Origin of the sequence: Mesorhizobium sp. M7D.F.Ca.US.005.01.1.1 (assembly GCF_003952545.1) — a bacterium.
Classification (GTDB): domain Bacteria; phylum Pseudomonadota; class Alphaproteobacteria; order Rhizobiales; family Rhizobiaceae; genus Mesorhizobium; species Mesorhizobium loti.
The window spans coordinates 5371836-5396132 of the sequence record NZ_CP034453.1 but is presented as its reverse complement, the minus strand read 5'-3'; the positions used below and the strand labels follow the sequence as shown (position 1 = coordinate 5396132).

At 65.7% G+C, this 24297-nt stretch carries 19 protein-coding genes; 12 read left to right on the top strand and 7 right to left on the bottom strand.

The window, feature by feature from the left end; all coding sequences use genetic code 11:
• Positions 1 to 8: 8 nt before the first annotated feature.
• The 8 genes from EJ076_RS26145 to EJ076_RS26110 all read left to right on the top strand — a co-directional run bounded on the left by EJ076_RS26145 (position 9) and on the right by EJ076_RS26110 (position 9222).
• Positions 9 to 1499: an efflux transporter outer membrane subunit gene (locus EJ076_RS26145; RefSeq protein WP_126069785.1), complete on the top strand. Its 1491-nt coding sequence runs from the start codon at positions 9 to 11 to the stop codon at positions 1497 to 1499.
• 161 nt (positions 1500 to 1660) lie between these two features.
• On the top strand, positions 1661 to 2746 hold the full coding sequence (locus EJ076_RS26140; protein ID WP_126069784.1) for a histidine kinase dimerization/phosphoacceptor domain -containing protein: 1086 nt from the start codon (positions 1661 to 1663) through the stop codon (positions 2744 to 2746).
• 177 nt (positions 2747 to 2923) lie between these two features.
• Complete coding sequence (locus EJ076_RS26135; RefSeq protein ID WP_126069783.1) at positions 2924 to 4054, top strand: ROK family transcriptional regulator; 1131 nt, start codon at positions 2924 to 2926, stop codon at positions 4052 to 4054.
• Positions 4051 to 4851: an ABC transporter permease gene (locus EJ076_RS26130; RefSeq protein ID WP_126069782.1), complete on the top strand. Its 801-nt coding sequence runs from the start codon at positions 4051 to 4053 to the stop codon at positions 4849 to 4851. Before EJ076_RS26135 ends, EJ076_RS26130 begins: the two co-directional genes overlap by 4 nt.
• Before the next feature lie 11 nt (positions 4852 to 4862).
• A complete protein-coding gene (locus EJ076_RS26125; RefSeq protein WP_164548887.1) occupies positions 4863 to 5621 on the top strand; it encodes an ABC transporter ATP-binding protein in 759 nt (252 codons plus the stop codon).
• Between the two features lie 18 nt (positions 5622 to 5639).
• Positions 5640 to 6617, top strand: coding sequence for an aliphatic sulfonate ABC transporter substrate-binding protein (locus EJ076_RS26120; RefSeq protein ID WP_126069780.1), 978 nt, complete (start codon positions 5640 to 5642; stop codon positions 6615 to 6617).
• A gap of 92 nt (positions 6618 to 6709) precedes the next feature.
• Positions 6710 to 8206 carry a sulfatase gene (locus EJ076_RS26115; RefSeq protein WP_126069779.1) on the top strand — a complete coding sequence of 499 codons (1497 nt, stop codon included), beginning with the start codon at positions 6710 to 6712 and terminating at the stop codon, positions 8204 to 8206.
• A gap of 134 nt (positions 8207 to 8340) precedes the next feature.
• Entirely contained in the window at positions 8341 to 9222 is an 882-nt protein-coding gene (locus tag EJ076_RS26110; protein WP_126069778.1) for a DMT family transporter, read from the top strand.
• 75 nt (positions 9223 to 9297) lie between these two features.
• Here the strand turns inward: EJ076_RS26110 and EJ076_RS26105 are convergent, their stop codons facing one another.
• Positions 9298 to 13107 (bottom strand): autotransporter outer membrane beta-barrel domain-containing protein, encoded by a 3810-nt coding sequence (locus EJ076_RS26105; protein ID WP_126069777.1) that lies wholly within the window; start codon positions 13105 to 13107, stop codon positions 9298 to 9300.
• Between the two features lie 349 nt (positions 13108 to 13456).
• Here EJ076_RS26105 and EJ076_RS26100 point away from each other — a divergent pair, with 349 nt between their 5' ends.
• From EJ076_RS26100 to EJ076_RS26090, 4 genes are all read left to right on the top strand, one after another.
• A complete protein-coding gene (locus EJ076_RS26100; protein WP_126069776.1) occupies positions 13457 to 14416 on the top strand; it encodes an AraC family transcriptional regulator in 960 nt (319 codons plus the stop codon).
• 227 nt (positions 14417 to 14643) lie between these two features.
• A complete protein-coding gene (locus tag EJ076_RS35890) occupies positions 14644 to 14916 on the top strand; it encodes a hypothetical protein (RefSeq protein WP_245462882.1) in 273 nt (90 codons plus the stop codon).
• Positions 14917 to 14975: 59 nt separating this feature from the next.
• On the top strand, positions 14976 to 15326 hold the full coding sequence (locus EJ076_RS35885) for an outer membrane protein (protein ID WP_245462881.1): 351 nt from the start codon (positions 14976 to 14978) through the stop codon (positions 15324 to 15326).
• A gap of 69 nt (positions 15327 to 15395) precedes the next feature.
• Positions 15396 to 16112 (top strand): outer membrane protein, encoded by a 717-nt coding sequence (locus EJ076_RS26090; protein WP_126069775.1) that lies wholly within the window; start codon positions 15396 to 15398, stop codon positions 16110 to 16112.
• 163 nt (positions 16113 to 16275) lie between these two features.
• Here the strand turns inward: EJ076_RS26090 and EJ076_RS26085 are convergent, their stop codons facing one another.
• From EJ076_RS26085 to EJ076_RS26060, 6 genes are all read right to left on the bottom strand, one after another.
• Complete coding sequence (locus EJ076_RS26085; RefSeq protein ID WP_126069774.1) at positions 16276 to 18567, bottom strand: xanthine dehydrogenase family protein molybdopterin-binding subunit; 2292 nt, start codon at positions 18565 to 18567, stop codon at positions 16276 to 16278.
• Positions 18564 to 19547, bottom strand: a complete 984-nt coding sequence (locus tag EJ076_RS26080; protein WP_126069773.1) for a xanthine dehydrogenase family protein subunit M — start codon at positions 19545 to 19547, stop codon at positions 18564 to 18566. Before EJ076_RS26080 ends, EJ076_RS26085 begins: the two co-directional genes overlap by 4 nt.
• Positions 19544 to 20017: a (2Fe-2S)-binding protein gene (locus tag EJ076_RS26075; RefSeq protein ID WP_126069772.1), complete on the bottom strand. Its 474-nt coding sequence runs from the start codon at positions 20015 to 20017 to the stop codon at positions 19544 to 19546. Before EJ076_RS26075 ends, EJ076_RS26080 begins: the two co-directional genes overlap by 4 nt.
• A 233-nt stretch (positions 20018 to 20250) precedes the next feature.
• Positions 20251 to 22509, bottom strand: coding sequence for a xanthine dehydrogenase family protein molybdopterin-binding subunit (locus EJ076_RS26070; RefSeq protein WP_126069771.1), 2259 nt, complete (start codon positions 22507 to 22509; stop codon positions 20251 to 20253).
• On the bottom strand, positions 22499 to 23557 hold the full coding sequence (locus EJ076_RS26065; protein ID WP_126069770.1) for a xanthine dehydrogenase family protein subunit M: 1059 nt from the start codon (positions 23555 to 23557) through the stop codon (positions 22499 to 22501). The genes EJ076_RS26070 and EJ076_RS26065 overlap by 11 nt, the downstream gene beginning before the upstream one ends.
• Entirely contained in the window at positions 23554 to 24051 is a 498-nt protein-coding gene (locus tag EJ076_RS26060) for a (2Fe-2S)-binding protein (RefSeq protein ID WP_109660703.1), read from the bottom strand. Before EJ076_RS26060 ends, EJ076_RS26065 begins: the two co-directional genes overlap by 4 nt.
• Positions 24052 to 24297 lie beyond the last annotated feature (246 nt).

The window sequence follows — 24297 nt, the reverse complement described above, 5'->3', positions numbered from 1 at the left end:
AACTTCACATGACAGGTTTGGAACGTGGCTCGGTGGCCGCGGGGCGGCTCCTTGCGCCTATGCTCACCGCCGTCCTGCTCGCGGGATGCGTCGTCGGTCCGGATTATCAGGCGCCCATGCTGGCGATGCCGGCGAACTGGAGCGGCCAGAAGCCGACAAAGCCGGCCCAGCCGGCGCAACTGTCGAGATGGTGGCAGCGGCTGCGCGATCCCGAGCTGAACACGCTGGTCGACGAAGCGGTTGCCGGCAATCTCGACGTCGCCACCGCCAAGGCCAGGATCCGCGAGGCGCGCGCCACCTATCGCCAGAGTGCGGGCACATTGCTGCCCTCGGTGGATGGCTCAGGCTCCGCTACCCGCAACAAGTCCGCCGAGACCACGTCAGGCTCTGATGCCACCTACAACGAGTACCAGGCCGGCTTCGATGCCAGCTGGGAGCTCGACCTGTTCGGCGGCAACCGCCGGGGCGTGGAGGCTGCCCGCTATGGGCTCGACGCCTCGCAAGAGGAGCTGCGCTCGACGCTTCTGACCCTGGTCGGCGATGTCGCATCGACCTATGCCCAGGCGCGCGGCTACCAGGCCCGCATCGCGCTCGCCAGGCGTTCGGCCGTATCGCAACGGCAGACCGCCGAACTCACCCGCACCATGGCGCAGGCGGGCACGGCAACCGCGGCCGACGTCGCCAAGGCGATGGGGCAGGCGAGCAGCACCGAAGCCGCGGTGCCGACGCTGGAGGCAAGCTATGCGGGGGCCGTGCATCGCCTCTCTGTGCTCACCGGCCGCCCGCCGGCAGCACTGAGCGACCGGCTGAAACGCGGTGCACCGATCCCGACGCCGCGCCTGCCGATTCCGACCGGCATTCCCGCCGACATCCTGCTGTCGCGCCCCGATGTGCGCATGGCGGAACGGCAATACGCGCAATACACCGCCAAGATCGGCCAGGCCGAGGCCGCCCGCTATCCCTCGGTCAGCCTGACCGGAGACATCAGCACGGCGGCGTTGAAGCTCGGCGACCTCGGCAAGAATTCGTCGATCGGCTGGTCGTTCGGACCGACGCTCAGCGTGCCGGTGTTCAATGCCGGGCAATTGCAGGCGGCCGTCGAGGTCGCCAAGGCGCAGCGCGATCAATATTTCATCGCCTACCGGTCTTCGGTGCTGACGGCGCTCGAGGATGTGGAGAATGCGCTTGTGCTGTTGGCGCAGGAGCGCATCAGGATCGGCAAGCTCGCCTCGTCAGCGAAGTCCTATGGCGAGGCGGCAAGCCTCGAAGGCACGCTCTACAAGGCCGGCGAGACCAGCCTTCTCGATGTGCTCGACGCCCAGCGCTCGCTCTACTCGGCCGAGGACTCGCTGCTGCAAAGCCGCGTCTTGCTGGCGACCAACTACATCGCCCTCAACAAGGCGCTCGGCGGCGGTTGGGACGGCGCGGTCAACAGCGCCAAGCCGGAGATCGTCGACGTCAAGACCGGTCCACGGCTGGCGTCGAAGCCGGCCTTGTGAGGCGCTCCCAAGGCCTCGGCTGCTTGCTTCGAGGCGGCTGCGCCACACGCCGCTTATCGCCGACGCGGCGCGTGAAAATGCCGCCTCCAGCTTTGGCGATGGCGGGCTGAACGCATCGCTGATACTGATGGCGCACACGCACAGCACAGGCGCGCCCGCAGATGACATCCGATACACAGAAGGCCGAAGCGGTCGGGCAGTTGCTCGAAACGCCGGACCTTGCCAGCGCGCTGGAGAGCGAACAGTTCAAGAAGTTCCTCGACCAGGTGCCGATCGCCATTGCGGTCTCGGACCTGGGTTCGAAGGAGCGCGTCGTCTATGCCAATCCGGAATTCGAGAAACTGTCCGGCCTTAAGGCGGCGAAGCTCGCCCGGCAACACTGGGCGGCGCTTTCCGGCACCGGCCTGCACCGGCAGAAGGACCGGGTGCTGTTCGAGGCCGTGGTCGAGGAGACCGATTTCGTCGGCACGTTCCGGCTGGAGCGGACAGAAGACCAACCGGCGATCGTGGACGTCTATTCCAATGTCATCGAGGACGACAATGGCAAGGTCTGCTTCCGACTGGTAGCGCTGGTCGACGTCTCGGCCCATGGCGAAACCGAGGATGCGCGATCGATCGACGAGCGCGTCCGCGAGAAGGACACGCTGCTGCGCGAACTGCAGCACCGGGTGAAGAACAATCTGCAGATGATCACCGCGCTGATCCGGATGGAGACGCGCAACGCGGCCGAGCCGGACCAGAAGCGTTTCGAGAGGCTGGCGGGGCGCGTCGACGCGCTGGCGATCCTCTATCAGACGCTGTCGGGCGACGATGACAAGGATGAGGTCGATCTTGGCGTCTATCTCAGCCAGATCGCGTCGGCGGTGATGAACTCGCATGCCGTCGAGGGTATCCGGCTCGACATGAAGGTCGATACCTATCCGGTGTCGATCAACGTCGCCATGCCAACCGGGCTGGTGGTGAACGAGCTTTTGACCAATGCGCTCAAACATGCCTTCCAGGGGCGCGACGGCGGCACGATCACGCTGCACAGTATCGTTGACGGCGATGGCTGCCGCATCGTCGTCGCCGATGACGGAATCGGCCTGCCGGAGGGCGAGACCTGGCCCAAGCGCGGCAAGCTCGGCGCGCTGATCGCCCGATCGCTGACCGAGAATGCCAAGGCGGAATTCGACGTGAATTCGAGCGCCGGCGAGGGCACGCGGGTCACCATCGTCTTCAAGCGCTCGGCTGCCGCCGCCGGCTAGTCCGGGAATACCGGCCCTTGCCCCAGCCTGCAGTCCCCTCCGCATCCATGCCGCCTAATTCCTGCGATAGGGAAGGGTGAAACCCAAGTGCATCGACGTCTGTCGCGAAGCCGTGCTTTGCCGTGCTTGACAGGCATAATTAATTTATTAACATTAGAAAATAATAGGGAGGAAGGAATGGGCGCGCATCACGGAGCGATCCTGCGAATCCTGCGCGACGACGGTCCGCAGTCGCGCGCCGAACTGGCGCGGCGCACCTCGCTGTCGCCCACCGCCCTTACCCATCTGACGGCCCATCTCCTCAGGGAGGGCACCGTGGTCGAGCTCAACCAGGCTGTCGCGGGCGATGCGCCCGTCGGCCGGCCGGCGATCGGTGTCGCGCTGGTGCCCGACGCCCTGTCCGTGGTTGGCGTGCACATCGGCGCCGGAACCATCCACGCCACCATCACCGACCTCAAAGCCGCCTCGAAAGCCATGGCCTCGCAGCATTTCGACACCGCCACCAGTGAACCCGCCGCGGTGATCGGCATGGTCGTGCGGATCGTCGAGCAATTGATCAAGAAGACCGGCGTCGCCCGTTCGCGTCTCATCGGCCTCGGGCTCGGCGTGCCGGGACCGGTGGACACCAAGCGGCGCCGCAACCTGCAATCGGTCAACTACGACTGGAAGGATGTGCCGTTTGCCGACGAGCTCGAAACGGCGCTGGGCATGCCGGTGGTGGTCGAGCACAATGTCAGCGCGATGGCGCTGGCGGAATCGCGCTACGGCATCGGGCGCGACACGACCGCGCTGCTCTACATCTATCTGCGCACCGGCCTCGGCGCCGGCCTGGTGATCAATGGCATGCCGTTCCGCCCCGGCGGCTACGGGGCCGTCGAGCTCGGCCATGTCCAGGTGGTCGAAGATGGCGAGCTTTGCGCTTGCGGCAATGTGGGCTGCCTGGAGACGTTCCTGTCCGAACGCGCGCTGGCCCGTGCCGCCCATATCGACACGCCTCATCCCAGGCACCTGCTGGCCGCGGTGGAGAAATACCCCGAGGCGTGGGACGCCGCGCTCCGGCATCTGACGACGGCGATCGCAACCGCGACCAACCTGCTCAATCCCGACCTGATCGTCTTTGGCGGTCATCTGGCGGAAGCGCCGGAAAGCTTCATCGATCATATCAGGCGGGGCGTTCCGCCACGCGTCCTGCCGCCGATGCGCGACGTGCTGCGGATCGAGCGGTCGAGCCTTGGTCCCGGCGCCGGCGCCATCGGCGCGGCGGCCGCTGCGCTCGACCATTTTTTCTACTCGGGAGTGTCGCGATGAGCGAGGCGAAGACGACAGGCTCCAGCGGTGGGCCGCCGGGAGGGTCGGGCCTCGACTACTCCGGTCTCGCGCTCAATCTCTGCGGGCTCGTCGCCGGCATCGCCATCTGGTGGTTGCTGACGGCGGGCGGCGCGGTCGGCCTGCCGCCGCCGCCGCAGGTCGCGTCAAGGTTTGCCGATCTCATCGCCAACGGGCAGCTCGCCACCGACATCATGTCCAGCCTGGCGCGGGTGCTGACCGGCTTTCTCCTCGGCGTGATCCTGGCGATCCCGGTCGGCTTCGTCATGGGCTGGTACAAGGTCGCGCGCTCGCTCATCGAGCCGTATCTGCAGTTCTTCCGTATGATCCCGCCGCTTGCCATCATTCCGCTGGCGATCGTGACGATGGGCATCGACGAGACGCCGAAAATCTTCGTCATCTTCCTGGCGTCCTTCCTGGCCAGCGTCGTCGCCACCTATCAGGGCGTCATCAGCGTCGACAAGACGATGATCAACGCAGCGCGCGTGCTCGGCGCGGGGGATCTGACCATCTTCCTGCGCGTCATCATTCCCGCGTCGACGCCGTTCATCCTGGTTGGTGTGCGCATCGGCCTCGGCTCGGCCTGGGCGACGCTGGTCGCCGCAGAACTGATCGCCGCGCAGACCGGCCTCGGCTTCCGCATGCAGCAGGCGCAGCTCTACTACGACCTGCCGACCATCTTCGTCAGCCTGATCACCATCGGCATTCTCGGCCTTGCCATGGATCGCATCCTCTTGGTGATCGAGCGCCGGCTCACCGTCTGGCAGGAGCGCGTGTGATGCCGCCCAAGATCGTCCCAAAGATCGTCTTCGACAATGTGACGCGCCGGTTCGACCTCAAGGACAATGCCTTCATCGCGCTCGACCGGCTGTCGCTCGACATCGCCGACGGCGAGTTCGTCACTGTGGTCGGCCCGTCCGGCTGCGGCAAGTCGACGGCGCTCAACATCGCGGCCGGCCTGCTGAAGCCGAGCGAGGGCACCGTGCTGGTCGACGGCAAGGCGGTCGAGGGGCCGGGCCCGGAGCGCGGCATGATCTTTCAGCAATATGCGCTGTTTCCCTGGCTCACCGTGCGCCAGAACGTCGAGTTCGGGCTGCGCATCAAGGGCGAGGGGGCGGCGCGCCGCAGGCAGATCGCCGAGCGCTTCATCGACCTTGTCGGCCTCGGCGACTTCGCCGATGCGTTGCCGAAGACGCTGTCGGGCGGCATGAAGCAGCGCTGCGCGATTGCCCGGGCCTATGCGGTGGACCCATCCATCCTGCTGATGGACGAGCCCTTCGGCGCGCTCGACGCGCTGACCCGCGTGCAGCTCCAGGATCAGTTGCTCGACACCTGGAGCCGGGAGCGGCGCACCGTGATGTTCATCACCCACGATGTCGACGAGGCGGTCTATCTCGCCAACCGCGTCATCGTCATGGCGGCGCGGCCCGGCCGGCTGAAGGAGATCATCGACGTCGGCCTGCCTTACCCAAGGACCGAGGAAATCCGGCTTTCGGCGGCGTTCATGAGCATCCGCAACCGCGTCTGGCAAGCCGTTTACCACCAGTAACAGTGACAGGAGGAGAGTATGGTGACACTGACAAGACGTAAACTCATCGCATCATCGGCGGCATTCGCCGCCTTCGCCGCCTCTGGCATTCGCGCCAGGGCGGCGGGAACGGCGGCGCGCATCGGCTATAATGGCGATTTCTGGGGCGCCAGCGTTGCCGGCGTCGCGGCCGACCAGGGCTTTTACGCCAAGCACGGCGTCGATGCCGATATCAAGGTCTTCACCAACGGCCCCATCCAGGTCCAGGCGCTTGGCGCCAACAGCCTGGAGTTCGGCTATCTCGGACCGGGCGCGCTGTGGCTGCCGGCGACCGGCAAAGCGAAGATCATCGCCGTCAACGATGTCGGCTTCTCGGACCGGGTGATCGCCCAGGCGGGCATCACGTCCATCGCCGGCCTCAAGGGCAAGAAGGTCGCGATCGCGGCCGGCACGTCGGGCGACATGCTGTTGCGGCTGGCGCTGCGCAAGGCTGGGATGGCGATGACCGACCTCGACATCGTGCAGATGGACCCGAGCACCATCGTGGCGGCCTTCGCCTCCAAGCAGGTCGACGCGGCCGGCATCTGGTATCCGTTCGTCGGCATCATCCAGAAGAGCGTTCCCGATCTGGTGGAACTGGCCAAGAACGACGACTTCTATCCGCAGACCACTTTTCCGAGCGTCTTCATTGCCCGCAACGACCTGATCGAGAGCAATCCCGATCTCGTCCGCAACGTGGTGCGCGCCATCAAGGACGCGCAGGATTTTCGCGCCGCCAACCAGGACAAGGCGATCGAGATCACCTCCAAGCTGCTCGGCATTCCCGCCGACCAGCTGAAGACGGAGGCCGGCTATGGCCGCTTCATGACGTCGGCCGAGCTCATCAAGCTGACCAAGGACGGCACCGTGAACGGCTGGTTCTCGACGATGAACGACCTGTTCAAGACCTTCGGCAAGCTCGAGACCTCGCTCGATCCCAAGGACTACTATCTCGGCGATCAATACATCTCGGCCTGACGGGCCTTCTTGAAACCGCCCTTTGCAAATCGCAAGCCCCGGCAGCGAGCCGGGGCCTGTTTCCAGACAATCACAGCAGCGACGAGCCATTCATGAACGTTCTCTACATCGACATCGACAGCCTCAGGCGCGACCATCTCGGCTGCTACGGCTATCACCGGAACACCTCTCCCGTCATCGACGGCCTTGCCGGTGACGGCATCCGCTTCGAGAACGTCTATGTTTCCGATGTGCCGTGTCATCCGTCGCGCACGGCGTTGTGGAGCGGCCGCCACGGAATGCGGACCGGCGTGGTCGGCCATGGCGGCACCGCTTGCGAGCCGTTCCGCGAAGGCGCCGAGCGAGCCTGGGCCGGTACCTTCTACGAAGAAGGCTGGATGCGGGCGCTGCGCGATCTCGGCTACCACACCACGACGATCAGCAGTTTCGGCGAACGGCATGGCTGCTGGCACTGGTATGCCGGCTTCAACGAGATCATCAATCCGGGCAAGGCCGGCATGGAAAATGCCGACGAGGTCTCGGGCCTGGCGATCGACTGGCTGAAGCGCAATGGCGCGGCGAAAAAATGGTTCCTGCATGTCAATGTCTGGGACCCGCACACGCCCTATCGCGCGCCGGACGCCTTCGGCGACCCCTTTGCCGACCAGCCGCTTCCCGACTGGATGACCAAGGCGGTGTTCGAGAAGAGCCATGCCGGCTACGGCCCGCACAGCCCGCAGGAACCCTCGGGTTTCGACGTCGAGCCGGGCGGATCGAAATACCGGCGCATGCCGTCGCCGATCAACGACATGGACACCGTCAAGGCCTGGTTCGACGGCTACGACACCGGCGTGCTCTACGCCGATCATCATGTCGGGCTCATCGTCGAGGAACTGAAGCGTCAAGGCCTGTTCGATGACACGATCATCGTCATCGGCGCCGATCATGGCGAGAACCTCGGCGAGCTCAATGTCTGGGGCGACCATCAGACGGCGGACGAATTCACCTGCAACGTGCCGCTGGTCATCCGCTGGCCCGGCGCCAAGGATATGCGCGGCGTCAATAGTGGGCTGCACTATCATTTCGACTGGGCCGCCACGCTGATTGACCGGCTTGGCGGCAGCGTGCCAGTGCTGTGGGACGGGCGCTCCTTCGCGCCGGCGCTTGCCGCGAGCGAGGAGGGCGGCCGCGATTTCCTGGTGCTGAGCCAGGGTGCGTGGGCGGTGCAGCGCGGCGTGCGGTTCCGGCTCGGCGGGGCCGACTGGCTGATGCTGCGCACCTACCACGACGGCTACAAGGATTTCGGCCCGGTCAGCCTGTTCAATCTGAGCGAGGATCCGCATGAGCAGCATGATCTCTCCGGTGTTCGAAGCGATGTGGTCGATCATGCCAGCCGGCTGCTCGAGGACTGGCGCGGCACGATGGCCGTCCGCGGCGACAGCGATGTCGATCCGCTGGTGACGGTGATCCGGGAAGGCGGGCCATTCCATTGCCTTGGCGAGTTGCCGGGCTACCTCGAAAGACTGCGCCGGACCGGCCGCACCGATGCGGCAGCGGCACTCGAGCAGCGCCATCCGGCACCCCCGCCAAGGCGCAAATCCCTGAACTGACCGAGGGCATGCTGCCGGCGTGCCTGGCCGTGCCCTAGCAGCAAGTTGCCGCTGCCTCACGACAGGCCGGCCGGTTCGCCCTATCTCCATGCCGCCGGTCGGGTTTGGCCCGGCGGTATGGAGGATGGAACCACGTGACATCGACGCCAGTTGCCAGTCGCGAAGCGGCGCCCTTGCCGGTCGCAGCGCTGATGGGCGCCATGGTGTCGATCCAGATCGGCGCCACCTTTGCCAAGGGTCTGTTCCCGCTGATCGGCGCGCAAGGCACGACGACGCTGCGGCTGGTCATCGGCGCGCTGATGCTGATCGCGGTGCTGCGGCCCTGGCAGATGCGGCCCTCGCGCGCCACTCTGCCGTGGCTGGTCGCCTATGGGGTGACGCTTTGCGCGCTGAACCTCCTGTTTTACGCAGCGCTCGCCAAGATTCCGCTCGGCGTTGCGGTGGCGCTGGAGTTTTCCGGCCCGCTTCTGGTGGCGACGCTGACCTCGCGGCGCGCCAGCGACTTTGCCTGGATCGCGCTGGCGGTGGCCGGCATCCTGCTGTTGTCGCCCTTCGTCCGTTCACTCGCGCCGCTTGATCCGATCGGGGTGATGCTGGCGCTGGCGGCCGGCGCCTTCTGGGCGCTCTATATCGTGCTCGCCCAAAAGGCCGGCGCGGAGCTTGGCACCCGCACCACCGCCTACGGCATGGCGATCGCCGCCGTGCTGGTGCTGCCCTTCGGCGTGGCGCAGGCGGGAACCGCGCTGCTCGCGCCCTCGATCCTGGTCAGCGCGCTGCTCGTCGGCCTGTTCTCCAGCGCACTGCCGTTCTTCCTGGAGATGGTGGCGCTGACTCGTATGCCGGCCCGTATCTACGGCACGCTGACCTGCCTGGAGCCGGGGCTGGGCGCACTGGCCGGCTTCCTGTTCCTGCACGAGAGCCTGACCGGGACGCAACTGGCCGGGATCGCCGCCGTCATTGCCGCTGCCTTCGGTACTGCGATCACCTCGAAGCCGCCGGTACCGTCGCCGGAGTAGGGGGGATCGACGGACGCGCAGGATCATGTGTGCCGTTCGAGCGCTGCCTTTGTTCTGCCGGTGCGCTTCTGTCGTTCAGAACCTCAGGCCCAGATTGACCTTGGCGCCTTGGTCGACCGCGCCGCCGCCGAACTGTCCGGTGTAGGAGAGCGCCAGCGTGGCATTGGCCGACATGTTGAGGTCGAGGCCGGCCTCGATGACCGCTGCGTCCCTGGCGATCGGCACGCCGGCAATGGTGAAGGCGTCGCCGCCGGCGAAGGCGAAGCTGGAGGTCGGCGTGACATCGCCGAAGGCGTGGCGCCAGCCGAGCATGCCGCGCGCCGTGGCGTTGATGCCGCCAAGCGCGAAGTCGGTCGAGCCGCGCAGGCCGAGCGTGGTGAAGGTGGCGTCGGTGGTCGAACCGGCGCTGGTCAGCGCCGCATCGCCGCCCGTTTCGGTGAAGCCATCGGTGTGCACGCTGACATAGGCGAGATTGCCGAAGGGCTCGAACTTGAAGCGCCCGGCACCGGCCTTGTAGGCGAGCTCGCCGAAGATCTGCGCGATGCCGGCATCGTAGTCGGCCGACAGCCCATCCGTGAAGCCGTTGAAGGCAACGGAGCGTTTGGTCGAGATGTTGCTCCAGCTGTAGGCAGCGCCGGTGCGGAAGGCAATGGCGCCCCAATTGGTGCCGCCATAGAGGCCGAGATGGTAGCTGTCGCTCTTGCCGGAGGCATTGCGATCATCCGCATCGAAGGAGGAATGGCTGTAGCCGCCGAGCAGTCCGACACGCCAGCCGCCGATCAGCGTGTCGGCGCCGGCCAGCAGACCGCCGGTCGAGCGGTCGAAGGCGGCGGCGTTGCCGTCGCTGTCCGTGTTGCCCCAGGAACCGAAGCCTTGACCCCAGACAGCAAAACGGTCGGTGTCGGCGGCGACCATTTCGGGGCCGCCTTCGCCATAGGCCATGACCGGCAGGGCAGCGGTGCCACCGTCGCCGAAGGCGTCGCGGATACGGGACGTGGCGGCGTCGCGGATGAAGCGGCTGTCCTCGACCAGCATGCCCTTGGCCGAGGCGTGGATCTCGCCCGAAAGCTGATCGAAGGCGCCTTGGGCAACTGCTTCGCTCGGCAAGCCCACAATGGCGTCAAAGAGCGGATTGCCGCCGCCAAGGCTTTCGGCGCCTCCGCCGGTGGCGATCTGGTTGGGCGTCAGGCCGACCGAGGCAAAGGACTTTGCCTGCACCACATCGAGATAGACGTGCGTCGCGTCGTAATTGGCAAGAAGGCCGATGAACGGGCCGGCCCCGTTGAGCGTGTAGGTGCCGGCGACGCCGGTATCTGCTTGCAGCACCGTGTAATGCGTGCCCAGCACGTAAGGCGCGGCATCCGTCTTGACGACGTCGAGGACCGCGCCGGCGGCGATCGTCGCAGTGCCCGTCGCCAGGATGAGGTCTGACTGGCCGGTCGAGGTCAATTCGACCTGGTAGATCGAGCCCGCTGCCTGGTCGATGTCGCCCGCGACATTGAGCGTGCCGATTGAATTGCCCGGTGCAATGATGCCGCCCGACTGCGCCACGATGCCACCCACCGTGCCGTTGCCGCCCAGCACGCCGCCTAAGATCGTCACCAGCGAGCTGGCCAGCGAACCGTTCACGGCCAGCCGTCCGCCCACCACGTTGGTGGCGCCGGTGAAGCCGTTCGAATTGGCGGTCAGGTTCGTCGTGCCGGCGATCTGGTTGATCGTCCCCAGCCCGCTGATCGTGGCGTCGAACGCGTAGTTTGCCTCGGTATGATTGAAATTGAGCGTGCCGACGCCACTGCCGAACTGCAGCGCGGCCGGGCCGAAAACGCCGGCGCCTGTGGCTGCGGAGCCTGCCGCGGCGCCGATGTTGAGCGTGCCGGTCGAACCCGCGTGACTGGCAATGGTGACGGTGCCGCCGGCGAAAACCGCGCCGCCGTTCGAAATCGTCAGTGTGCCCGCGCCGTCGAGGCCGACGGCAAGGCCCGCACTGCTGGTCCAGGTCGAGCCGGTGCCGTCGACCGTCGCCGTGCCGGTCGAGCCTGGATTGTACCCGAGGTAGCCCCAGGCATTGCTGACCGTGCCGCTGTTCAAGACATTCAGTGTGCCGGTTCCGAGGTTGCCGACGTAGAGGTCGCCGCTGTTGGCCCAGATGGAATTCGCACCACCCACGGTCACAACACCCATACCTGTGCTGACGTTACCGACGAAGCCGCCTGCGCTCTGGATGGTTCCCCCGTTTGAAACCGTCAGTGTGCCGGTGCCTCCGGTGCCGATGAACAGCGCTGAGCTGTTGATCCAGCTCGAGCCCGCGCCGTCGACCGTGGCCGTGCCAGTCGAGCCCACCGAGTTACCCAGGTGGCCGACCGTGTTCTTGACAGTGCCGCCGCCTTGGATTGTCAGCGTGCCAACGCCGCCTCCGCTGACACCGACATAGAGAGCCGAACTGCTGTTCCATGTCGAGCCGGCGCCATCGACCATCGCGGTGCCGACAGAATAGTTCCCGACATAGCTCATGGCGCTGTTGACGGTGCCGCCGTTCGAAATCGTCAGCGAGCCGGTGCCGCTGTGGCCGACAATCAGAAGATTCACACTATTAGTCCATGTCGAGCCGACGCCGTCGACCGTCACCGCGCCAGTGGAGCCCGCTGCTTTGCCAACATAGGCCGAGTCACTGCTGACCGTGCCGCCGCTCGAGACCGTCAGCGTGCCCGTGCCATGATTGCCGACGTTAAGGCTCCCACTGTTGGTCCAGGTCGAGCCGACGCCCGCGACGGACACCATGCCGGTCGAGCCCACCGAATTGCCGACATAGGCCGCGTCATTGCCGACGGCCCCGCCGTTGGTGATAGCGAGAGTGCCGGCGCCCAAGTCGCCGACAGCCAGGTTGGAACTGTTGGTCCATGTCGAGCCGGCACCGTCGACGAACACCATGCCGTTCGAGCCTGCCGCCGCGCCAATAGCCCCCCAGCTATTGCTGACAGCGCCGCCGTGGGTGATCGCCAGAGTGCCGGTGCCGGAATTGCCGACGATCAGCGATCCGCTGTTGGTCCAGGTCGAGCCGGCGCCGTCGACGAAGACCATGCCGGTCGAACCCGCCAGATTGCCAACATGGCCCAAGGTGTTGCTGACAACGCCGCCGTTGGTGATTGCGAGAGTGCCGGTGCCGTTGTTGCCGATGTAGAGATCCGAGCTATTGGTCCAGGTCGAGCCCGCGCCGTCGACCGTCGCCGAGCCGTTTGAGCCAGAGTACTCGCCCACGCTCCCGACAGCATTGCTGACCGTGCCACCATTCAAGATCGTCAATATACCGGCGCCGTTAAAGCCGACGTAAAAGCTGGAATCGCCGGTCAAATTCGACCCTGCACCGTCAACCGTCACGATGCCGGTTGAGCCTCCGACATAGCCGAGCAAGCCGACGCCGTAGCTGACCGTGCCGCCGCTCAGGATGTTCAGCGTGCCGGTGCCGTGGGCACCGACATAGAGGTCAGAGCTGTTGGTCCAGGCAGAACCAGTTCCAGTGACGCTTACAACGCCGTTTGAACCAGCGAGGTTGCCGATGGTGCCGTTGGTGTCGCTGAGGAGACCTGCATTCAGGATGGTCAGGCCGCCGATGGTGCTGTCCCCGATGAAGACGTTTTTCACAAGCGCCGCCGCATTGTCGATCTTCGGCATCAGCGGTGCCGAATCTATTGTCACGTCATCAGTCATTGCAGGGATGCCGGCGGGGCTCCAGTTTCCGGCGGTAAACCAATCAGTGGAGGCAGCGCCGGTCCAGGTTTCGGCTGCTGTGGCGGCGATTGGCTGGCCAAGGCCGACCAGTGCGGTCGACGTCAGCGCCAGATACTTCAACGCCTTCGCCTTGCGGCCTCCAAATCTATTCTGCGGCATTCAATCCCCTGACATGATGGTCGTTTCGCCCTGAGGGCTGACATGTCATCGGAGCCAGGCGTTGTCTTGGGCAGGGCCGCACCGGAATTGGACTGGAGAGAGGCGTCGTGCTTTTTCCGCGCGCTGTGGCAGTTTTGCGCCATCGAGTGCGACGCTTTACGGATATCTCCGATTTTTTTCCGGAATTGCGTCAGCCAAATCGACGAAGTTCGGGAAAATTCTTGTCCAAAACAGCAATGAAATTGTCGTCCATGGCGGAAGTACTTCTTGCTCTGGACAAGCCATTATCTGGTCCAATACGGTGCATGTCTAAAGTGAAGGCGCATATAGAAAAGGCCCCGGATATCCGTTGCAAAAGAATGTCTTCTCATCGGTCGATCTGCCGTCGCATCTGGACCACCGCGCACGGTTCGCGCTCTGGCAGGACATCCATGTCGCCGAGATATGGTCGGTCGAATATACGATTTCCGAGAAACTGTCGTTCCAGGCCGCGATCGAAGCGACAGCCGTCGGGTCGCTGGTGCTGGGGCAGATGGCCGGGACGATCCGGCATGCCAGCCGCAAGGCGAGCAACATCGCCGCCGACGGCCGCGACGGCTATCTGCTGCTGGTCAACAATGGCGATACGGTGCTCAGCGGCACCCAGATTGGCCGCGACTATCACGTCGGCAAAGGCGAAGCCGCACTGGTCTCGGCTTCGGAAGCGTTGCAGATGACCGGCGGCGACAACAATGTCTGGGCCAATGTGGTGCTGCCGCGCATCGTTCTGGAGAATGCCTTCACGCATGTCGAGGACCGGTTGGCGTTGACCATCGGCGCCGACAACGAGGCGCTCGACATGCTCAAGCGCTATTGCAGCTTCCTGGAAGCAGGTCCCGCCTTGCTGTCTCCCGATCTCATCGGCCATGCCACCGAAACGATCGTCGATCTGATCGGCCTGGCGACCGGCGCCAAGGGCGAGGCGGCCGAACTGGCGGGCCTGCGCGGCCTGCGCGCGGCAAGGCTGCAGGCCATCCTGCAAAAGATGCGCGACAATTTCGCCGATCCCGCCATTTCGGCGCAGAGTGTTGCCGGGCAATTGCGGCTGTCCGTGCGCTACGTCCATGACCTGTTGCAGGAAACCGGGGTGAGCTTTGCCGAGCGCATTCTCGAATTGCGCCTCCAGAGAGCCCATCGAATGCTGTCCGACAGACGCAACGACCGCATGCGGATCAGCGAGATCGCTCTGCTCAGCGGCTTCTCCGACGTGTCCTATTTCAATCGCTGCTTCCGCCGCCGCTTCGGCTCGACGCCGGGCAGTGCCAGGTAGTCTCGCCGACAGCGAATACCGCCGGATGCACGGCGCGCCCATCGACTGAGGCCGAATGGCCACACCGACCGGGAAAGTGCCGCGGTGCTTTCCCGGTCAATTCGGGTGCAGCCCAGCCCAAGACGCGGCCGGTGGACAATGCAACACCGGATTTCTCGACAACAGCTGGATCTCCGCGGGCATCCGCGCGGCGGCGACCACGACAATTTTGGGGCGGCAGACAAACCATGAAAACTCTTCTTCTCGCTACGGCCTTCATCCTCGCGCCGCTCGGCGTGGCATGCGCGGCTGATGTCACCGAGGCTTCGCCCGCCGGCTACGACTGGTCCGGCCTCTATGCCGGCGTCGACGTCGGCTACGCAGCCGGAAAATCCAATCTGTTCATCGCCGGCGGCGGCATCGGTGGGGCCACTGACCTCAACCTTCCCCTCGATCCAGACGGTTTTATTGGCGGTATTCATCTCGGAGCCAATTACCAAATGGCGAGCGTATCGCGCTGACTATCTTCAATACAGACGGACTGATACCCCTCGATGCTGGTGGCGGTGGTTTCAGCACATTGCTTAAGAGCGAACTCAAGTGGTCGGGTGCGGCGCGGCTGCGAGCGGGTTACGCTTTCGGTCGAACTTTGCCTTACATCGCTGCCGGCGTGGCCGCGGCAAAGTATGAAGTGACTGCGATCGGCGGCAGCGGCGCCGTTCAAATACCATTCCACGATGAGACCCATGTCGGCTGGACGGTTGGCGCCGGCATCGAGCACGCCTTCACCGACCGGTGGATCGCGCGGGCCGAATATCGCTACTCCGACTTCGGCAGCCAGGACCTCTCGGTGGCTGCTGGTCTGCCCACGGAGACGAGCGTCGATCTCCAGACGCACGATCTGCGGGTCGGTCTCAGCTACAAGTTCTGACCTGCCGTCGTTGAACAAACCCCCGCGCTTTTTTGCGCGGGGGAGGCAATAGTTTCGGGATAGCAAACGATGAAAACCATTCTTCTCGCCACGGCCTTCATCCTCACGCCCGTCGGCATGGCGTTCGCGGCGGACACCAGTGAGGTCTTGCCTGTCGCGGCCACCTACGACTGGTCCGGCGCCTATGTCGGCGCGCAAGCCGGTTACGCCTGGGGGAACGCAAGGGTCGGGCAGGATTTCGCCCCCGGCAGTTTCGACAACTACGGCTGGGGCTATGGCCCGTCCGGTGGCTTCGGCGGCTTGTATGCCGGCTACAGCAAGCAGTTCGACGGCGGGCTGGTTCTTGGCATCGAGGGCGACTACAACTTCGCAAGCGTGAAGGACACCACGCTCTATCGGGCGCTCGGCGTCGATGACCCTGCCTTTGGCGGCGAGCTCGAGCTGGAGTCGGTTGGCACCGTGCGTCTGAGAGCCGGCTATGCGATGGATCGCTGGCTTCCCTTTGTCACCGGCGGCCTGGCCGTGGCAAGCTATAAACACACTACCACCGACATTCCGGGCGGTCCCTATGCCGACGCCAAAGACACCATCACCGGCTACACGCTGGGCGCCGGTGTGGAATACGCCGTCACCGACAGTTGGGTGGTCCGCGGCGAGTACCGGTTCGCCGATTTCGGCCGCCATACGTCCCAACGTCACCTGATCGTCAACGGCGCTCCTCTCAATCCCGACGAGATCGAGTTGACGACGCACGATGTCCGGATCGGTGTTGCCTACAAGTTCTGATTGCTATCTCCCCCTCGAGGGGGAGATGGCCGGCAGGCCAGAGGGGTCGGTTCGACTGGGCTCGGCCTGCTGCTGCAGATGAGGTTGGCGCTTTACGCGGTGACCCCCTCTGTCGCCTTCGGCGACATCTCCCCTTCAAGGGGGGAGACAAAGCCGGCGCTGGCTAAATCAGCTTCTCAAGCGTGATCGGCAGATCCCGCACGCGCTTCCCCGTGGCGTGAAACACCGCGTTGGCAATCGCCGGCGCCACGCCGACAATGGCCAGTTCGCCAACACCTTTACCGCCGAGCACGGAGGAATGCAGATCGGGGATGCCGACCGAGATCACCTCGATGTCGGGAATGTCGGCATTGGTCGGCACGAGATAGTCGGCGAGGTTGTTGTTGACGATGCGGCCGTGGCGGCGGTCGACGATGCCTTCTTCGAGCAGCGCCTGGCCGATGCCCATGATGATGCCGCCCTTCCACTGGCTTTCGGCGAGTTTCGGGTTGTAGAGCCGCCCCGAATCCAGCGCCGACACGACGCGTGAGACGCGCACGGTGCCGAAATCCTCGTCGACGCGCACCTCGATGAAATGCGCGCACCAGGAGTGGCGGGAATAGTCGCCCTCGGTGTGCGGCAGCGCCATGGCGATGGTGGTGTAGTTCTTGTAGCGATCTTCTGGCGTCGAGTTGGCCGGCATGGTGTCGCCGGTGGCTTCGATGTGGTCGCGGCCGACGCTTTTGAGCAGTTCGGCGATCGAGACATCGGGGCCGTCGCCGCGCGGCGAGCCGATACGGCCATTGGCGACGACCAGCGTGTTGGCCTGCAGCGCATGGAAGGGCGAGCGCGGATCGCTGATGGCGAGGCCGACCAGCTGGTCGAGCGCCGATGTCGCCGCCTTGTAGACCGCACCCGTCATCACGCCGGCCAGCCGCGAACCGCCGGTGACGCCGGCACGGGGAAAGCGCGAGTCGCCGAGCTTCACCACCACGTCGTCAGCTCGCACGCCGACCGTTTCAGCGGCGGTCTGCGCCAGGATGGTGTAGGTGCCCTGGCCCATGTCGATCGACGAGCTTTCGACCTCGACGGAGCCGTCGGCCAGGATGCGCACGATCGCCTCGCCATAGGCGCGCCGCACCGGATAGGTGCCGGCGGCGACGCCCCAGCCGATCAGCTGGTTGCCATCGCGCATCGAGCGCGGTTCTGATGTGCGCCTGGCCCAGCCGAAGCGCTCGGCGCCGGTGGCAAAAGCCTCGCGCAACTGCCTGGTCGACCAGGCTTTTTTCGCATGCGGATCTTGCTCGGCATAGTTCCTCAGCCGGATCTCCAGCGGATCGATGCCGACCTCGTAAGCGAGCTCGTCGATGGCGCTTTCGATGCCGAAAGCCGAGGGGTTTTCGCCCGGCGCGCGCATGGCGCCAGGCACCACCGAATTGACCCGTACGACATTCTGCTTGGAGGAGAAATTCGGCGTTGCATACATGATCGAGGTGACCGATCCCAGCGGCTCGACCCACATGCCGTCGATGGATGTTTCATTGACGCCGCGATGCACGATCGACTGGATTTTCCCTTGCGCGTCGGCGCCGATCGTCACCGTCTGGCGTGTCGCGGCGCGGCCACCATAACCGGTGAAGGTCTGCGGCCGTGTCATCACCAGCCGCACCGGCCGGCCGAGCATTCTGGCGGCACATGCCGCCACCGCGCCATGGCTGAGCGCCAGCGCCTTGGAGCCGAAGCCGCCGCCAATATAGGGCGAGACCAGCCGTACATTCTCGAACGGCACGCCGAACCATTCGGCATAGGTGCGCGCCATGCCGTCCAGCCACTGGCTCGGCTCCCACACAGTGAGTTGATCGCCCTCCCAGCGGGCGATCAGGCCATGCGGCTCCATCGGCGCCTGGTATTCGCGCGGCGTGTTGTAGGCGGCGCAGATGCGGACCGGGGCCGAGGCGAACGCGCCTTGCGCGTCACCCCATTCCTTGGTCATGGCGTCGATCGGAATGCCGTCGCCGGCCTTGGCGTCGCTGAGGTCGACGATCGAAGGCGTCTCGTCATAGCTGATCTTGACCAGTGCTGCCGCCGCGACCGCCTGCTCGAAGGTCTCGGCGACCACAGCGGCGACATGCTGACCGGAGAAGCTGATGTCGCGAGCCAGCGGGCAATAGGGCTTGTCGGGCGGCGGCGTGCCGAACCAGTCCGCCGCTGTCCTGAGGCTGATGATGGTGTCCGGCGTCAGCACTTGCAGCACGCCGAGGGCTGCCTCGGCCGCGTTCGTGTCGATCGCGCGCACCTTGCCGGATGCAATCGTGCTTTCGACCAGCACGGCGTAGGCGAGGCCTTCGAGCTGCTGCTCGACGGCGTATTTCGCCGCACCTGTGATCTTGGCCGGGCCGTCGACGCGCGACAGCCGGCCGCCGACGGCTTCCGTACCGTCGGATGCGTCACCATGTCTGATGTTGTGAACCGTCATGCCGTTTCTCCCATCTTGAGAATAGCCCGCGCGACAACGCGCGGCGCCAGTTCGATCTTGTAGTGGTTGGCGCCATGGTCGATGGCGCCTTCGACGGCGAGCAGGCTGGCGGCGCGGACAGCGTCCGGCTCCAGCACCTTGCCCTTCAGCGCGTCCTCCACGGCCCGCGCACGCCAAGGCTTGGTCGCGACGCCGCCGAGCGCCACGCGCAAATCGCGGATGGTGCGCCCATCGGCCTCGAACTCGATGCCGACGGCAGCACTTGCCGCGGCAAACTCATAGGATTGGCGATCGCGGATCTTGAGGTAAGTCGAACGCCGGGCAGAGGCCGAGCCGGGGATCTCGATCGCGGTGATCATCTCGCCCGGTTCGATCGCGTGTTCCCTGTCCGGCGTGGTGCCGGGCAGCAGGAAAAAGTCGTCGACCGGAACCTGGCGCTGGCCCAGATGCACGACCGCATCGAAAGCGACCAGGGCCACTGCGAGATCGCCGGGATACATGGCGATGCAGGCGTCGCTGGTGCCGAGCACGGCGTGTCCCTTTGTGACGCCGCCGATCGCCGAACAGCCGCTGCCGGGTTCCCGCTTGTTGCAGGCAGGGAAATTCGCCGGGTCGCGGAAATAGGGGCAACGCGTGCGCTGCATCAGATTGCCGCCGATGGTCGCCATGTTGCGGATCTGCGCCGAGGCCGCCTGCCACAGGGCTTCTGAGACGGCGGGGAAGCGGCTCTTGATGTCGGCATGATCGGCGACATGGCCCATCTTGGCCAGCGCGCCGATGATGGCGCTGCGCTCGCTCACCTCGATGCCGTTCAGCCCCTTGAGATGGGTGATGTCGACCAGCGTCTCGGGCTCGGCGACGCCGCATTTGGCGAGGTCGATCAGCGTGGTGCCGCCGGCGAGCAGCATGGCACCGGGCAGGGCGGCCGCCTGGCGCGCAGCATCGACTGAAGCAGCGCGCAGATAGGAAAAATCCCTCATGATGCGACCTCCTGGGCTGCTTGGCGGACGGCGGCGACGATGTGTGGATAGGCGCCGCAGCGGCAGAGATTGCCGGCCATGTATTCGCGGATTTCCTCGTCCGAGCCGGCATGGCCTTCGCGGATGCAGGCGACCGCCGACATGATCTGGCCGGGCGTGCAATAGCCGCACTGGAAGGCGTCCTGTTCGAGGAAGGCAGCCTGCACGGGATGCATTTCGCCCTCCCGTGCAAGCCCCTCTATGGTGGTGACGGTGCGGCCCTGAGCTTGAGCTGCAAGTGTGAGACAAGCCAGCACGCGCTCGCCGTCGACATGCACGGTGCAGGCGCCGCACTGGCCGTGGTCGCAGCCCTTCTTGGTGCCGGTCAGGCCAAGGCGGTCGCGCAAGGCGTCGAGCAGCGTGACGCGCGGCTCGAGTTGCAGTTCGTGATGGTGGCCGTTGATATCGAGATGGACGGGGATTTTCGTCATGGGCGTCTGGCTCCAGTTGCTTGACGCGAAGTCGGTTGATCTCATGTTGGGCAGCCGGCGGACCTAGTGCCCGCTGTCCGGCCCTTCGCTGTCGCTCCGTGCCCTTCGGGCGTTCAGCCCCTTAAAAAGGTCCACTGGACCTTTTGATCCGCCCGAAGGCGGACCGGGCCTTCACCGTTCGTCGTTCGGGAAGCCAAGCAATTGGCTTCCCGCCCGCTTCGCGGGACCACGCCTCACCCCAGCAGGTCCTCGATGCGGATGGGAAAGCGCCGGGGCCGCACGCCGGTTGCATGCCAAACCGCATTGGCGATGGCGCCGGCCGTGCCGGTGATGCCGATTTCGCCAACGCCCTTGATGCCGAGCGCGTTGACGTAGGGGTCGTCCTCGTGGACCAGCAGCGCCTCGACCGACGGCACGTCGGCATTCACCGGGACATGATATTCGGCGAGGTTGGCATTCTGGATCCGGCCCGAGCGCCGGTCGGTGATGGCTTCCTCATGCAGCGCGAAGGAAATGCCCCAGATCATGCCGCCATAATACTGGCTGCGCACCAGCCGCGGATTGATGACCCGTCCGGCGGCGAACGCGCCGACCAGCCTTGTGACACGGATCTGGCCGAAATCCGGATCAACCTTCACCTCGGCGAACACGGCGCCATGCGCGTGCTTGGCATAGGTCTCCTGGGACGCTGGATCCGGAGCGCCCTTGCCATGGGCTTCGATCTCGGTGAGACCCGCGCGCGTGAGGATCTCGGCATAGCTTTCACCGCGGCTTTCATCGTCGCGTCGGTAAAGGCGGCCGCCGCGCGCCAGCACGCCTTCGTTGCCGGCACCGAATAGCGGTGAGGCCTCGTTGCCGGTGGCGAGATCGGCGAGCCTGGCGATGACGGCAGCACCCGCATTGTGAATTGCCATGCCGGCCGTCGCCGTGTGGCCGGACCCGCCGGCAATGCCTGCGTTGGGCAGGTCGGAACTGCCGGCCCTGAACTCGACCCGGTCGATGTCCAGTCCCAGTCCGTCGGCGGCGATCTGGGCAAACGCTGTCCAGGCGCCTTGTCCCATATCCTGCGCGCCGGTCTCCATCAGGCCGCTGCCGTCGCTTCTCAGCACGGCGCGGGCCTCGGCCTGGAACATCAGGGCTGGAAACGTCGCCGTGCCCATGCCCCAGCCGGTCAGGAAACCGTCCGCGTCGCGCATCAGCCGCGGCTGAAGCGGGCGGCTCGCCCAGCCGAACGTCTCAGCCGCTTGCCTGTAGCATTCGCGCAGCGCCTTGGAGGAAAACGGCTTGCCGGTCATCGGCTCGACCTCGGCATAGTTCCGCAGCCGGAATTCCAGCGGGTCCATGCCGCAGGCGTGAGCCGCCTCATCGATGGCGCTCTCCAGAGCGATCGAGCCGGTGGCTTCGCCGGGCGCCCGCATGAACAGCGGCGTACCGGTGTCGAGCCGCACGGCATCGTGCGAGGTCGCGATGGCCGGGCTGGCATAGAGCGTGTGCGAGGCATCCGCGGCCGGTTCGAAGAAATCGTCGAAGGTGCTCGACGCGGTCCTGGCGTGATGGTCGATCGCCGTCAGCCGCCCTTCGCCATCCATGCCCATGCGGAGCGTCTGGCGCGTCGGCGCGCGATGGCCGACCGGGCCGTACATCTGCTCGCGCCGCAGCACCAGCTTGACCGGACGGCCAACAAGACGCGCCGCCAGGATGCCGAGCACCTGCGGCCCGGAGATCATGCCTTTCGAACCGAAGCCGCCGCCCAGGAACGGGCTGCGGATGTGGATGTTTTCCGGCGCGATGCCGAACAGGCCGGCGATGCGGCCCTGCGCCATGGCAAGGCCCTGGCTCGGCGTGTCGATCGACAGCCTGTCGCCATCCCAGGCGACGACGATCGCGTGCGGCTCCATGGCGTTGTGGTACTGGGCGGGGGTCTCGTAGGTGGCTTCGATCCGCGTCTTTGCCGATCTGAGGCCCGCCTCGACATCGCCCTTGCGCTGCACGGCCGGACCGCCGACGCCGACACCACGCGGCACGAAGCTCTTGGCGCCGTCGAGGCCGACGCGCGCCGGCAGTGCTTCATAGCGCGGCGACAGCAGTGCTGCCCCTTCGGTCGCGGCCTCCAGCGTCTCGGCGATCACCACGGCGATGCTCTGGTTGGGGTAGCGGACCTGATCGTTCTGCAGCAGGTCGAGCCGGAACATGAAGGGATGGTCCTTGGCGTCCGGATCGGCGGCGAGCGCAGGCCGGTTCTTGGGTGTCATCACCTCGACCACGCCATGGTGCGCCTTGGCCGCTTCGACATCCAGCGCGGCAACGCGGCCGCGCGCGATGCTGGAGACAGCGAGCACCGCGTATAGCATGCCGGGCGGATGGTTGTCGGCGGCATAGCGCGCGCCACCGGTGACTTTCAGAAAGCCGTCGCGGCGGGTCAGCGGCTGGCCGATGCTGGAGCCCTGCCGGGCATGGGCGGGTTGCTGGTTGAGGCTGAGTTCAAGCGTCATGGCGCACTCCGGGAATGTTTGAGAACGGGGAGGCAGGAAGGGCCGGCAGACGCTCGGGCGTTCCCGAAAGGGCTGAAATCAGCGCCCTGACCACGATGCGGCGGGCAAGCTCGATCTTGAACGCATTGTCGCCGGAGGGGCTGGCATCGGCCAAGGCGGCGTCCGCCGCGCTGGCGAAGGTCGCCTCGTTGGCATCCGCGCCAAGCAGGACGGCTTCGGCCGAGCGCGCCCGCCACGGCTTCGCCGCGACGCCGCCCAGCGCCAGCCTTGCGGCGCGGATCTTGCCGCCATCGACGACGAGCGCCGCGGCGGCCGACACGACGGCAAAGGCATAGGAGGTGCGTTCGCGCACTTTCAGGTAACGGGCATTGGCGGAGAAGGAGGCAGCCTCCGCCGGCAGGCGCACCGCCACGATCAGGTCGCCGGGCTCCAGCGCATTCTCCCGCTGCGGCGTTTCACCGGGAAGCCGGTGGAATTCCTCCAGCGTCACATGGCGCCGGCCCTTCTTGCCTTCGATCTCGACCACGGCGTCGAGCGCCACCAGCGGCACGCAGAAATCCGACGGATGGGTGGCGATGCAGGCGTCGCTCCAGCCGAGCACGGCGTGCAGGCGGTTCTCGCCTTCCAGCGCGTCGCAACCGGCGCCAGGCTCGCGCCTGTTGCAGGCGCTGGCGGTGTCGTAGAAATAGCTGCAGCGCGTGCGCTGCAGGAGATTGCCGCCGACGGTGGCGGCGTTGCGAAGCTGCGCCGAAGCGCCCGACAGCAGCGCTTCGGCCACCGCCGGATAGGATTTCGCAAACTCCGGATCGTAGGCGAGGTCGGCATTGCGCACCAGCGCACCGATGCGCACGCCGCCATCGTCCAGCCGTTCGATGCGGTTGAGCTCCGGCAACCGGGAGATGTCGACGATACGTTCGGGACTGGCGATGCCGCCTTTCATCAGGTCGAGCAGATTGGTGCCGCCGGCGAGATAGGCCGAACCCGGCTCGGCCGCGGCTGCGATGGCGTCTGGGATGGTGGCGGGCCTGATGTAATCGAAGTCTCTCATGCCGCGGTCCTCCGGTCTGCTTTGGCAAGCTGTTGCTGGGCCTCCAGGACGGCCTCGACGATGCCGCCATAGGCCGCGCAGCGGCATATGTTGCCGCTCAGCCCCTCACGGATGCGTTCGGGATCGTCGCCGGCTTGCCCCTCGGCGATCAGGCCGAGCGTGCTCATGATCTGGCCGGGTGTGCAGAACCCGCACTGGAAGCCGTCATGGGCGATGAAGGCGGCCTGCACCGGATGCAGTTCCTCGCCGTGGGCGACGCCTTCGATGGTCAAGACTTGGGCGCCGTCATGGCTGACCGCCAGCGCCAGGCATGAGTTGATGCGCTTGCCGTCGACCAGCACCGTGCAGGCGCCGCACTGGCCGCGATCGCAGCCCTTCTTGGTGCCGGTAAGATCGAGCCGTTCGCGCAGCAGGTCGAGCAGGGTTACGCGTGGATCGACCTCCAGCTCGTGTCGGTGTCCGTTGATGGTGAGCGTGATGGGAAGGCTGGTCATGGGCGTCTGGCTCCAGTTGCTTGACGCGGATGGGGTTGAACTGGTGCCTTGCCGGAGAAGGCAAGGTAACCGTTTGGTCAGGTCTTGACGGGGAAAGTGGAAATTGCAGCGAATCTCCCGCGAGATAGGCGGGCAGGGGCGATGTCGGCTTGCAGGTTCGAAAGGCGTGACATACCGGTTCCCCTTCTTATATGATAAAGGTACTCCACTAAAGCGGAGGCGCCTCCGTTTATTACGTGGGGGTTG

What these genes read in the sequence shown, in the direction of transcription:
- EJ076_RS26145 (WP_126069785.1), top strand. Translation starts at nt 9, where the DNA reads ATGACAGGTTTGGAACGTGGCTCGGTGGCCGCGGGGCGGCTCCTTGCG.
- EJ076_RS26140 (WP_126069784.1), top strand. Translation starts at nt 1,661, where the DNA reads ATGACATCCGATACACAGAAGGCCGAAGCGGTCGGGCAGTTGCTCGAA.
- EJ076_RS26135 (WP_126069783.1), top strand. Translation starts at nt 2,924, where the DNA reads ATGGGCGCGCATCACGGAGCGATCCTGCGAATCCTGCGCGACGACGGT.
- EJ076_RS26130 (WP_126069782.1), top strand. Translation starts at nt 4,051, where the DNA reads ATGAGCGAGGCGAAGACGACAGGCTCCAGCGGTGGGCCGCCGGGAGGG.
- EJ076_RS26120 (WP_126069780.1), top strand. Translation starts at nt 5,640, where the DNA reads ATGGTGACACTGACAAGACGTAAACTCATCGCATCATCGGCGGCATTC.
- EJ076_RS26115 (WP_126069779.1), top strand. Translation starts at nt 6,710, where the DNA reads ATGAACGTTCTCTACATCGACATCGACAGCCTCAGGCGCGACCATCTC.
- EJ076_RS26105 (WP_126069777.1), bottom strand. Translation starts at nt 13,107, where the DNA reads ATGCCGCAGAATAGATTTGGAGGCCGCAAGGCGAAGGCGTTGAAGTAT.
- EJ076_RS35890 (WP_245462882.1), top strand. Translation starts at nt 14,644, where the DNA reads ATGAAAACTCTTCTTCTCGCTACGGCCTTCATCCTCGCGCCGCTCGGC.
- EJ076_RS26090 (WP_126069775.1), top strand. Translation starts at nt 15,396, where the DNA reads ATGAAAACCATTCTTCTCGCCACGGCCTTCATCCTCACGCCCGTCGGC.
- EJ076_RS26085 (WP_126069774.1), bottom strand. Translation starts at nt 18,567, where the DNA reads ATGACGGTTCACAACATCAGACATGGTGACGCATCCGACGGTACGGAA.
- EJ076_RS26080 (WP_126069773.1), bottom strand. Translation starts at nt 19,547, where the DNA reads ATGAGGGATTTTTCCTATCTGCGCGCTGCTTCAGTCGATGCTGCGCGC.
- EJ076_RS26075 (WP_126069772.1), bottom strand. Translation starts at nt 20,017, where the DNA reads ATGACGAAAATCCCCGTCCATCTCGATATCAACGGCCACCATCACGAA.
- EJ076_RS26070 (WP_126069771.1), bottom strand. Translation starts at nt 22,509, where the DNA reads ATGACGCTTGAACTCAGCCTCAACCAGCAACCCGCCCATGCCCGGCAG.
- EJ076_RS26065 (WP_126069770.1), bottom strand. Translation starts at nt 23,557, where the DNA reads ATGAGAGACTTCGATTACATCAGGCCCGCCACCATCCCAGACGCCATC.
- EJ076_RS26060 (WP_109660703.1), bottom strand. Translation starts at nt 24,051, where the DNA reads ATGACCAGCCTTCCCATCACGCTCACCATCAACGGACACCGACACGAG.